We start from the raw sequence: 710 nt of genomic DNA on the forward strand, positions 1-710 counted from the left end.
GACACTCCCCTCGACACGGATCCCGCCATGACGACACCTGCCTATACCGAAGCGTCCACCACCCGTTTTGCGAACGTGAGCGTGGATGAAACTGCCTATCGCATCCATTACAACGAAATCGGCAGCGGCGAGCGCGTTGTCGTCATGCTCCATGGGTCGGGCCCCGGCGCGACCGGATGGGCCAATTTCAACCGCAACATCGATCCCTTTGTCGCGGCGGGCTATCGCGTGCTGCTGATCGACTGCCCCGGCTGGGGGCAAAGCGATCCGGTCGTGTGCACGGGGTCCCGCTCCGACCTCAATGCCGGGGTGGTCCGGGGTGTGCTCGACGAACTCGGGATCGACAAGGTCGATCTGGTCGGCAATTCGATGGGCGGACACAGCGCGCTCGCCTTTGCGCTCGCCAATCCCGCGCGCGTGGGCAAGCTCGTGCTGATGGGCGGCGGCACCGGGGGGCCCAGCCTCTATGCGCCGATGCCGACCGAGGGGATCAAGCTCCTGCAGGGGCTCTATCGCGATCCCACCATCGACAAGCTCAAGGCGATGATGAACGTCTTCGTCTATGACGCGAGCGCGCTGACCGAGGAACAGATGCAGATGCGCCTCGCCAACATGCTGTCACGGCGCGATCATCTGGAAAATTTCGTCAAGAGCCTCGCGGCCAATCCGCGCCAGTTCCCCGACCAGAATGCAAGGCTCTCCGAAATCGC

The 710-nt window shown here is 63.7% G+C and carries 1 protein-coding gene; it reads left to right on the forward strand.

Annotation, left to right across the window (positions count from 1 at the left end; all coding sequences use genetic code 11):
- Positions 1–27: 27 nt before the first annotated feature.
- Positions 28–710 (forward strand): alpha/beta fold hydrolase (locus tag Y88_RS18705; RefSeq protein WP_040702704.1); only part of this gene is annotated, 683 nt, incomplete at its 3' end.

It is taken from the genome of Novosphingobium nitrogenifigens DSM 19370, assembly GCF_000192575.1.
Taxonomy (GTDB): Bacteria; Pseudomonadota; Alphaproteobacteria; order Sphingomonadales; family Sphingomonadaceae; genus Novosphingobium; species Novosphingobium nitrogenifigens.